Annotated in this window: 8 protein-coding genes; 5 read left to right on the top strand and 3 right to left on the bottom strand. The window is 41.3% G+C overall.

Features of this window, described 5'->3' with window-relative positions:
• Positions 1 to 563: 563 nt before the first annotated feature.
• Together glcD and F8S12_RS22165 are read right to left on the bottom strand one after the other, a co-directional pair.
• Positions 564 to 2,036, bottom strand: a complete 1,473-nt coding sequence (gene glcD / locus F8S12_RS22170) for a glycolate oxidase subunit GlcD (RefSeq protein ID WP_196518422.1) — start codon at positions 2,034 to 2,036, stop codon at positions 564 to 566.
• 150 nt (positions 2,037 to 2,186) lie between these two features.
• Entirely contained in the window at positions 2,187 to 4,331 is a 2,145-nt protein-coding gene (locus F8S12_RS22165) for a peptidase domain-containing ABC transporter (RefSeq protein WP_196518421.1), read from the bottom strand.
• Between the two features lie 306 nt (positions 4,332 to 4,637).
• Between F8S12_RS22165 and F8S12_RS22160 the strand changes: the two genes are divergently transcribed.
• The 5 genes from F8S12_RS22160 to F8S12_RS22140 all read left to right on the top strand — a co-directional run bounded on the left by F8S12_RS22160 (position 4,638) and on the right by F8S12_RS22140 (position 9,184).
• On the top strand, positions 4,638 to 4,847 hold the full coding sequence (locus tag F8S12_RS22160) for a microviridin/marinostatin family tricyclic proteinase inhibitor (protein ID WP_196518420.1): 210 nt from the start codon (positions 4,638 to 4,640) through the stop codon (positions 4,845 to 4,847).
• A 260-nt stretch (positions 4,848 to 5,107) separates the two neighbouring features.
• Positions 5,108 to 6,112 (top strand): MvdC family ATP-grasp ribosomal peptide maturase, encoded by a 1,005-nt coding sequence (locus tag F8S12_RS22155; RefSeq protein WP_196518419.1) that lies wholly within the window; start codon positions 5,108 to 5,110, stop codon positions 6,110 to 6,112.
• Between the two features lie 64 nt (positions 6,113 to 6,176).
• A complete protein-coding gene (locus F8S12_RS22150) occupies positions 6,177 to 7,151 on the top strand; it encodes an MvdD family ATP-grasp ribosomal peptide maturase (protein ID WP_196518418.1) in 975 nt (324 codons plus the stop codon).
• Positions 7,152 to 7,529: 378 nt separating this feature from the next.
• The gene (locus F8S12_RS22145; RefSeq protein ID WP_196518417.1) at positions 7,530 to 8,648 is read left to right on the top strand and encodes a phosphotransferase enzyme family protein; all 1,119 of its coding nucleotides are present in this window, start codon (positions 7,530 to 7,532) and stop codon (positions 8,646 to 8,648) included.
• Positions 8,645 to 9,184: a DOMON-like domain-containing protein gene (locus tag F8S12_RS22140; RefSeq protein WP_196518416.1), complete on the top strand. Its 540-nt coding sequence runs from the start codon at positions 8,645 to 8,647 to the stop codon at positions 9,182 to 9,184. The genes F8S12_RS22145 and F8S12_RS22140 overlap by 4 nt, the downstream gene beginning before the upstream one ends.
• A gap of 245 nt (positions 9,185 to 9,429) precedes the next feature.
• Here F8S12_RS22140 and F8S12_RS22135 read toward each other — a convergent pair.
• Positions 9,430 to 10,074: MutS-related protein (locus F8S12_RS22135; protein ID WP_442946821.1), on the bottom strand; the 645-nt coding region annotated here is incomplete at its 5' end.

The raw sequence follows: 10,074 nt of genomic DNA, 5'->3' as shown, positions 1-10,074 counted from the left end.
CCGCCTTTTATACTAACTTGAGGCAGAGCCTCTTATAAGTGTATTCCCTGGCAGAACCAGGGAACGAGAGGAACACCCTTAAACTCTCGTTCCTAGCCTCTGGCTAGGAATGCAGTCATAAGGCTCCGCCTTTTATACTAACTTGAGGCAGAGCCTCTTATAAGTGTATTCCCTGGCAGAACCAGGGAACGAGAGGAACACCCTTAAACTCTCGTTCCTAGCCTCTGGCTAGGAATGCAGTCATAAGGCTCCGCCTTTTATACTAACTTGAGGCAGAGCCTCTTATAAGTGTATTCCCTGGCAGAACCAGGGAACGAGAGGAACACCCTTAAACTCTCGTTCCTAGCCTCCGGCTAGGAATGCAGTCATAAGGCTCCGCCTTTTATACTAACTTGAGGCAGAGCCTCTTATAAGTGCATTCCCTGGCTCTTCCAGTGAACGAGAGGAACACCCTCAAACTCTCGTTCCTAGCCTCCGGCTAGGAATGCAGTCATAAGGCTCCGCCTTTTATAAGTGCATTCCCTGGCAGAGCCAGGGAACGAGAGGAACACCTTTGCGGAAAGTTAAAATCTTTCCACACCTTCAAATTGTTTGATAGCCGATGCATTTGCGGCTTCTCCACAAGTCCGTGGTGTGGGAAATATCTTTTCAGGATTTGCTAACCCTTTAGGATTAAAAACTTGCCGTACCCATTGCATAGTTTCTAAATCAACTTGGCTAAACATCTCTGGCATATAACACTTTTTCTCTGCACCAATACCATGTTCGCCAGAAATACTACCACCGACTTGCACACAAAGTCTGAGAATTTTTCCACCCATTTCTTCTACTTGTTCTAATGCTCCATGCACAGAATTATCATAAAGAATTAGCGGATGAAGATTGCCATCGCCAGCGTGAAACACATTAGCCACACGATAACCATATTGTTTACTTAATACCTCAATCTCATGCAGAACATAAGGCAACTGAGTCCGGGGAATTACACCATCTTGTACATAATAATCTGGGCTTAAATGTCCAGCAGCAGCAAAAGCTGCTTTGCGTCCTTTCCATAATTTCAATCGGGTTTCTGGATCAGTAGCAGAAGTGACATTTCGCGCACCATTCTTTTTACAAATTTCAGTAACTCGCTGCTTATTCCCCGCAACTTCCACATCTAAACCATCAATTTCTATTAGTAAAATAGCAGTAGCATCACGGGGATAACAATTAGTTGCTACAACATCCTCAACTGCATTAATGCTAAAGTTATCCATCATTTCCATACCACCAGGAATAATTCCGGCGCTGATGATATCAGAAACAGTTGCCCCCGCAGCTTCAATGCTGGTAAAATCTGCCAACAGCACACAAATTGATTCTGCACTTTTGAGAATTCGCAAAGTAATTTCTGTGGCGATTCCTAAGGTGCCTTCAGAACCAACAAACACACCTGTTAAATCATAACCAGGCATTTCTGGGATTTGTCCACCTAAATCGATAATTTCCCCTTCCGGCGTGACAATTTTTAATCCTAAAACGTGGTTAGTAGTGACGCCATACTTCAGACAATGTACGCCACCAGAGTTTTCGGCAATATTGCCCCCAATAGAGCAAATAATTTGGCTAGAGGGGTCAGGAGCATAGTAAAAACCAGCACCACTGACGGCTTGTGTTACCCAACTATTAATCACCCCTGGTTGAACAATTGTTCGTTGATTTTCCAAATCAATGCTGAGGATTTGCCGCATTAACGAGGTAACAATTAAAACAGAGTCTTCTACTGGCAAAGCGCCGCCAGATAGACCAGTGCCAGAGCCGCGTGCGATGAAGGGTATAGAGTATTGGTTGCATATCTTCACAACTTTTGCAACTTGTTCTGTAGTTCTGGGTAACACCACCACCGCCGGACGTTGGCGATAACCAGTTAAACCATCGCATTCATAAGTAATCAATTCCTCGCGGCGTTGCACCACGCCATTTTTGCCAAGGACAGCCTCGAATGCTTTGATAATGGGTTTCCAGTTGAGTTGTTTTTTATCTTGGGTAAGCATAGGTTCTTAAAATTCAGGGTAGTAATATCGTTTTTATATGAAGCTGCGTATCCCTACCTACGCAGGCTTTGTTTATGTAGTCTCAGGCTTCCAGCTTGAGGTCGTTAATGTATAGTCTCACATAGAATTGGTATTAGTGACTATACATCATTAAGGAGTTAAAAAATCTAAGTGTTCTCCAGATGTAGCTTGCATTTCCTCTAGAACACCTTGCATTTCTAACTTCCCTTTATCTAATAAGACAATAAAATCTGCACGTAGGATAACTCTGGGACGATGGCTAATTATAATTGTAGTTTTGCCTTGTCGATGATGTAAAAGCTTATCTAATACTTGGTTTTCTAATACTGGGTCTAATGCACTAGTAGATTCGTCTAAAATTAATACCGATGGCTCTGTAACTATTGCTCTAGCTAAAGCTAATCTCTGTTTTTGTCCACCGGAAATATTTACACCAAATTCACCTAATACAGTTTGGTAATTATCTGGTAATTCACAGATAAATTCGTCTGCACCCGCAATTTGACAAGCCCGAACAATTTGTTCAAATGTGGCATGAGGATAACTGAAGCGAAAATTGTCTAAAATTGAGCGACTCCAAAAGTGGGCTTCTTGGGGGACTAATACTACCTGCTGTCGTCTGCATTCCAAAGATAAATCTTTTTGGTTATAAATGCCAAAACGAATGTTACCTGATTGCAAAGGATATAAGCCAGCTATTAATTTAGCTAAAGTGCTTTTTCCACAGCCAGATTTACCAATCAGCGCTGTAACTTTGCTTCCGGGAATAGTTAGAGAAAAGTCTTGCAATAAGTCTGCTCTACCCGTATGGTGAAAACTGAGATTAGTGCAAACAATATCAGCATTACCAGGAATTACTGCCCAAGGCTTATCCTTTTCATTTTGGTCTTCAGGGGTAGTATCAATAACTTCTGTAATCCGTTGTGTTGCAGTCTGAACTCTGGCAAATTCATCTACAAAACCAATGATTGTACTAATCAATATATTAAAATTAGCATTCAGAGCGTTGAATGCTAGCAGTTGACCAATGCTTAATTCTTGGCTAATGACTAAACTGCTGCCAAACCAAAGTATAGCAAGATTACCAAAACCCGAAATTAATCCAGAAAATATATTATTAATAATCCCGATTTGAATAGTACTAAAAGTCAGATAAGCAAAGCTACCAAAACGGCTTTGAATTTCCTCCCAAGCTTGAGGAGCAGCATTAGCAGTTTTTAGGGTAAGTATGCCTTTAAAAATCTCTACCAGCATTCCTTGATTTTCAGCTTGGGTAACAATGACATCACGGATTTTTTGGCGTAAAGTAGGTAAAAATATTATTGTCGATAAGGACATGAGTAAGGCAACTACTACTGATAGACCCAGTAATTTAGGACTATAAAATACCATAAAAATCAGCGAAATTATTGCAATAAAAAGCTGACTGGGAAGGGCGATAACAACTTGAGAAACCATCTGATTAATTTCTTCAATATCTCGTAGACGGCTGACAATTTCACCACTGCGACGGGCTTCGTAGTAAGTAAGAGGAAGGCGCAAAATTTGTCTGCCAAATTCTAGAGTTAGTCCTAATTCTAGGCGTTGTGCAAAGTGGGCGATTAGGTTAGACTGTACCAGTCTTAAGGTGCTACTAAAGATATTTATCGCCACCACACCAATAGCAACTGTAGTCAAAAGTTGTGTATCTCCTCTAACTAATACGTCATCAGTGAGTATTTGAATTAGGAAAGGAGTCGCAAGAGAGAAGATTCCCATTGCTAGGTTAATCAAAATTGCTTCAATTAAAATATGGCGATAAGGTAAGACTCGTGCTAAAAAACGACCAAAACCCCCAATTTTATCTGATTTTTGCTGATAAAAGCGGATTTCGTCTGGAAATAGCAGTAACATGATGTAATTAGCCCAGCCTATAGTTAATTCTTCACGACTGAGATAGCGGATGCCACTACTAGGATCGGCAATTACATATTTTTTACCTATTCTTCCGTATAAAACTACCCAGTGGTATCCTTTCCAATGAATAATGGCAGGGAGAGGTGCTTCATGGAGTTTGTCAATTAGTTGCGGTGTAGCTCTGACTTGACGGGCGTTGAATCCGAGGCTTTCAGCACCGCGTTTCAAACCCATAAGAGTTGTACCTTGTGAACCTGTACCAACAGCTTCCCGAACACGAGCGATCGCAAAATTACGTTTATAATGTTTGGCAATAGTAGCAATGCACGCTGCACCACAATCTTCTTCACTGTGTTGCAGGACAATCTGATATTTCATTTTTTATTGATGACAAAATTAGCAGAAACAGCACGTTCAATCTATATTTTGCGATTTTGTGTACTGTTTTATTATTTACAATTCTTGCAAAAATAAGGAAAGATTCTTTCTTAGAGAAAGCAGTATTCAGCAGCAATTGTTAATTAACTGCTTAATAAAAATTATTATACTTTCAACAGTATACAAGTATTTTCACATAAAAGTAAATCTTTGGTTAAGGATAAATTAATACTTGTCGTAGCAAGTGCTATGTAATATCATCAAATACAGTATAAATTTAGATTCACTTTTCATAGGAGAAAGATTGTGTCTGAAAATAAACCAGAAAATTTGAATGCACAAACAGTACCATTCTTCGCCCGATTTCTAGAAGGGCAAAGCTTTGAAGACCTTTGTGATGAAGAATCAGAAGCAATTAGTGGTGGATGCCGTCATGTAACCAAAAAGAAGGATGATGAACTTGTCCAAACTTTGAAGTTCCCATCTGATCAAGAAGATGGCGGTATAGCAGCTTAGGAAGTACCCTTCTGAATAATGATGAACTAGCTTAGTAACTCGAAAGTAGGAAGTACCCTTCAGACGGCGATGACAGTTTTCCGACAGAATAGCTGCATACTTTTGAGTACATCAGAGATGCGGTTTTGAAACCTATTCTCAGAATAAAAATACTGTTTACTTTGCCAACTCCTTTTAGGGGTTGGCTTCCCATTAAAACTAAGTTCACTTTCTTAATAGTTGATAGTAGGGAAAATACGATAACCTAATGAAGATATTTTATGCACTTTGACCGTGATGTGGTTTTATTAATTACTCATAGCGGTGATTATTTCACAATAGATAAAGTTGCAGAAGCTGTATCAAGACGAGGTGCACAACCATTTCGCCTTGACACTGATAAGTTTCCGATCGCACTTCAACTTCAAGCTAATTTTAGTAACTCTGGTAGCAATCATACACTGGAATATGGCGAGCATTCCCTCAATACCCAACAGGTGCAAGCAGTATGGATGCGGCGTGTCTGGCAACCTGATTTAGGTAAAGAATTGGCTCCCCAATTTCAAGCAGCTTGCTCTAGTGAATCACTAGCAGTTTTAAATGGCTTTTGGGATAGCCTGAGGGAAGCTACATGGGTGGATGATTTACAGCGAATTAGTGCAGCTGAAAATAAATTACGCCAACTTAGAATTGCTACGGAAGTCGGTTTTGTCATACCTCGGACTCTCGTCACCAACAATCCCCAAGAAGCACGAGAATTTTTTCGGGAAGTAAAGGGAAAAATGGTTGCTAAACTCCTAAGACCTCTTTCTTATGGTATGCAAGCCTCCTCTTTTTTTATGTACACCAGCGCTGTTAAAGAAGAAGATTTACTTGATGCTGAAACACTGCGCTATTGCCCAGTTGTTTTTCAAGAACAAATCCCCAAACAGTTAGAATTACGGGCAGTGTATGTGGATGGTAATCTCTTTGTCGGGGCGCTAGATGCGTCTGAATATGCAGAATCGACCCAAGATTGGCGACATGGGACAAAAGAGGTTCTGGCATGGCAACCATATCAATTACCTGATAAACTCATCCGTTGTTTGGATGTTTTTATGAAGAGATTTGAACTGCTTTTTGGCGCATTTGACTTTATCAAAACGCCATCAGGGGAATACGTTTTTTTAGAAATTAATCCTACGGGAGAGTGGGGGATGCTAGAGAGAGATTTGGACTATCCCATTGCAGAAGCGATCGCAGATGCACTACTTTCCAAAAGTCCTAAATATAATCCTCTTACTTAAAAATTCAAAACCATCTGACAGCTTCTATATTTATCTGTAGCGTACTTTATTCTTCATCCTTTAAATGACTGTTTTAATCATTACTCACAGCCAAGACAACGAAAGTATTCCTCTAGTTATTCAGGCAATTGCAGCGCAAGGACAAAAAGCATTTCGTTTTGACACAGACCGATTTCCCACAGAAGTGCAGCTAGATGTTTACTATGGTGAAAGTGAGCGAGTTACTTTGAGCGTTGATGAGCAGACATTAGATTTAAATGAAGTGTCAGCAGTTTGGTATCGACGCATCGCAATTGGATCAAAAATTCCTGACACAATGGACAAGCAACTCAGACAAGCCTCACTTAAAGAATCTCGCGTCACCATTGAGGGAATGATTGCCAGTATTAAGGGGTTCCATCTCGACCCTCTGCCAAATATTCGCCGAGCCGAAAATAAACAACTTCAATTACAAATAGCACGAAAAGTAGGTTTAGATACTCCACGCACCTTAACTACAAACAATCCAGTGGCGGTAAAGCAATTTGCCCAAGAGTGTAAGCAGGGTATGATTACCAAAATGCTTTCTTCTTTTGCTATTTACGACGAACAAGGACGGGAAAAGGTTGTATTTACGAATCCAGTCGCACCTGAGGATCTGGACAACCTTGATGGACTGCGTTTCTGCCCAATGACCTTTCAAGAGAAAATCCCAAAAGCTCTAGAATTGCGGACAATTATTGTAGGCAAACGTGTGCTGACAGCTGCGGTTGATTCTCAAGCTTTGGATAAGGCGCGTTACGACTGGCGCAAACAGGGAGTCGCTTTACTCAACGCTTGGGAGTCATACACTCTGCCCCAAGATGTCGAAGAGAAACTGCTCAAACTCATGGCAGAATTTCGTTTAAACTACGGAGCTATTGATATTATTTTAACTCCTGATGGTCGTTATGTATTCCTTGAGGTTAACCCAGTTGGCGAGTTCTTCTGGCTGGAACGCTGTCCTGGCTTACCGATTTCTCAAGCGATCGCTGAGGTTCTACAGAATCAACATAATTAAGTAAGTCGGCGCGGAAAAACCAAACTATGTGAAGATAAGTAAATATGGAGAATGCATCTACCGAGGTGACAAGGAAATTGGTGTCAACTTAAGCCCAAACCCGTTTAAAACCTCGTTTCTAGCCTCTGGCTAGAAATGCTTGCTCATTGCGGCTCTGCCGCAAGTCTTGAGGCGGAGCCTCTCGGAATACATTCCCAGTCGGAGACTGGGAACGAGACAATCTCTAAAAGCTTTGTCTGGACTGATTTTTACGTTAAGTTTACACTCATGCCCCCTGCCCCTTTTCCTCTTCGCTGTCCAGATGCAAAACTTAGGCTACGATATCCCCTATTGCCTTTGTGCAATGTACGTAAGGAGTAGTTAAGGTCAAACACAAACATGATAGAAGATTTCAATATACAGGGTACAGAAAATCTAGTTGCGATCGCTGACCAATTCGCCCAACTAGGGAAGGTTACAGACGTTAAAGCATTTGGAAGTGGTAATATTAATGACACTTTCTTCGTGACTCTGAATGGATTGGAGTCACAGCATTTTGTCCTGCAACGCATCAACACCCAGGTGTTTCGTCAGCCCCAACTGATTATGCAGAATATGCGTACCTTCACAGAGCATGTTCACAAGCGGCTACAATGCACTCGCCTCAGCCGTCGCTGGGAAGTACCGCGTGTACTGTTGACCAAGGATGCTCAAGACCACTGGAGGGATGCTAACGGCTCCTTTTGGCGGGCGATTAGCTTTATTGAAGGCTCCCAGTCTTTTGATACTATGCGGGATCGCTCATACGCCAAAGAAATCGGTTTTGCCTTGGGGATGTTCCACAATCTGATTAGCGACTTGCCACCAGAAAAACTCGCCGACACCCTTCAAGGGTTCCATATTACACCGCTTTATCTCCAGCATTACAAGGAAGTTCTAGCAAAAACTAGTGCGCGTCAATCTTCTGAAGTTAATTATTGCTTACAGTTTGTTAGCGATCGCCAAACCTTTGCACATATCCTAGAAAATGCCAAAGCTGAAGGCAAGCTACCTCTGCGTTTAATGCACGGTGATCCCAAAATCAACAATATCATGTTTGACACTGTTACCCAGCAAGCCGTTAGCGTCATAGACCTCGACACCGTTAAACCCGGTTTGGTACATTATGACATTGGTGATTGCTTGCGATCGGGTTGCAATCCTGCTGGAGAAGAAACTGAGAATTGGGAAAGTATTTATTTCGATACTGATCTGTGTCAAGGAATTTTACAAGGTTATCTTTCGGTGGCAAAGGCGTTTCTTACTGAGAATGACTATGCCTATATTTATGATGCAATTCGTCTAATTGCTTTTGAACTAGGACTAAGATTTTTTGCTGATTATTTAGCAGGGAATGTCTACTTTAAAGTCAAGCACCCAGAACATAACTTGGCAAGAGCGATCGTCCAGTTTAAGTTGACTGCAAGTATCGAATCCCAAGAAACGCAGATTCGTAACATTATCAAAGATATGAAATGAACGAACAGACATTTTCTCTACAACTTTTTCCCTCTACCAAATCGCTGCCTAATCTGAAAATTGCAGGTAATATTGCTCGTAATTCTAATCAACTTGCCATCCGCTATATGCTTGAAGGCGACTTAAAAGAAATTGCGATCGCCCCACCATTAAACACACCATTACGCAAGGATGAACTATGGGAAGACACTTGCTTTGAGTTCTTTCTTAGCATCAAAGATTCTCAACTGTATTGGGAATTCAACCTCTCCCCCGCCGGACACTGGAATGTCTATCGCTTTGATGGATACCGTGAAGGAATGCAAGAGGAAACAACCTTTACAACACTTCCGTTTAGCGTTCACAATCAAGCTGATGGTTTAGCACTTGCGTTAGATGTCGATTTGGATAAAATTATCTCGCCAGAACAAGCAATTGAAATTGGCATTACTACCGTTATTAAACATAGAAATGATGAAGCGACTTACTGGGCGTTAACTCATCAAGGCGCGGAGGCTGACTTTCATTTGCGGGATAGTTTTATTGTTAAGTTGTGAGAGACATTTTTGGCGTTGCATAAATGCGGGATGATTTATCTCACGCAGAGGCGCAAAGACGCAGAGAGGATAAAGAGTTTTAAATTTTAATACATAAAATTTCATCCCTTGATTCAGCAACGCCACATTTTTATATAGCTTGCATTGAGAATATTAGCTGTAGATACTTAATTTAGTAACTATAGAATGTGAAATTGAGTCTCTCTATTAAAGCTTTATTCTTCCACAGAATAAGAGTTATTCACTTAGTCATCTCCAACCTGAAGACCTTCACGTAAACCCATCGCAATCTTACTGTGCTTCTCAATTTGTGCCATCACTTGTTTAGCCCGTTGAATCACCACCGAGGGTAAACCCGCCAACCTTCCGGCTTCAATGCCATAGGATTTATCAGCGCCCCCCGGTTGGACTTGGTGCAAAAATATAATTTGGTCGGGTAATTCCTTCACTGTCACCTGATAGTTAGCTACATTAGGTACAATGCTAGCCAGTTCGTTCAATTCGTGATAGTGAGTAGCAAAAATAGTTCGTGCCCGAATATCCACTGCTATATATTCTGCCACCGCCCAAGCAATGGAAAGACCATCAAATGTAGCTGTCCCCCGGCCAATTTCATCTAAGAGTACCAACGATCTAGAAGTGGCATGGTTGAGAATATTTGCTGTTTCATTCATCTCCACCATAAATGTAGATTGACCAGTTGCAAGATCATCAACTGCACCTACACGGGTAAAAATGCGATCGCATATTCCCAATATTGCAAACTTAGCTGGCACAAAACTACCAATTTGTGCCATTAACTGAATCAATCCCACCTGACGCAGATAACAACTTTTCCCACTGGCGTTTGGCCCGGTGAGGATGATCAAATCGGGGAGTGGGGAGTGGGG

Source organism: Nostoc sp. WHI, from assembly GCF_015714725.1.
GTDB lineage: Bacteria > Cyanobacteriota > Cyanobacteriia > Cyanobacteriales > Nostocaceae > Nostoc.
This window is presented reverse-complemented; position numbering and strand designations above follow the sequence as displayed.

Excerpts from the sequence above, each read along its gene's own strand:
- F8S12_RS22165 (WP_196518421.1), bottom strand. The coding sequence starts at position 4,331 with ATGAAATATCAGATTGTCCTGCAACACAGTGAAGAAGATTGTGGTGCA.
- F8S12_RS22150 (WP_196518418.1), top strand. The coding sequence starts at position 6,177 with ATGACTGTTTTAATCATTACTCACAGCCAAGACAACGAAAGTATTCCT.
- F8S12_RS22140 (WP_196518416.1), top strand. The coding sequence starts at position 8,645 with ATGAACGAACAGACATTTTCTCTACAACTTTTTCCCTCTACCAAATCG.
- glcD (WP_196518422.1), bottom strand. The coding sequence starts at position 2,036 with ATGCTTACCCAAGATAAAAAACAACTCAACTGGAAACCCATTATCAAA.
- F8S12_RS22155 (WP_196518419.1), top strand. The coding sequence starts at position 5,108 with ATGCACTTTGACCGTGATGTGGTTTTATTAATTACTCATAGCGGTGAT.
- F8S12_RS22145 (WP_196518417.1), top strand. The coding sequence starts at position 7,530 with ATGATAGAAGATTTCAATATACAGGGTACAGAAAATCTAGTTGCGATC.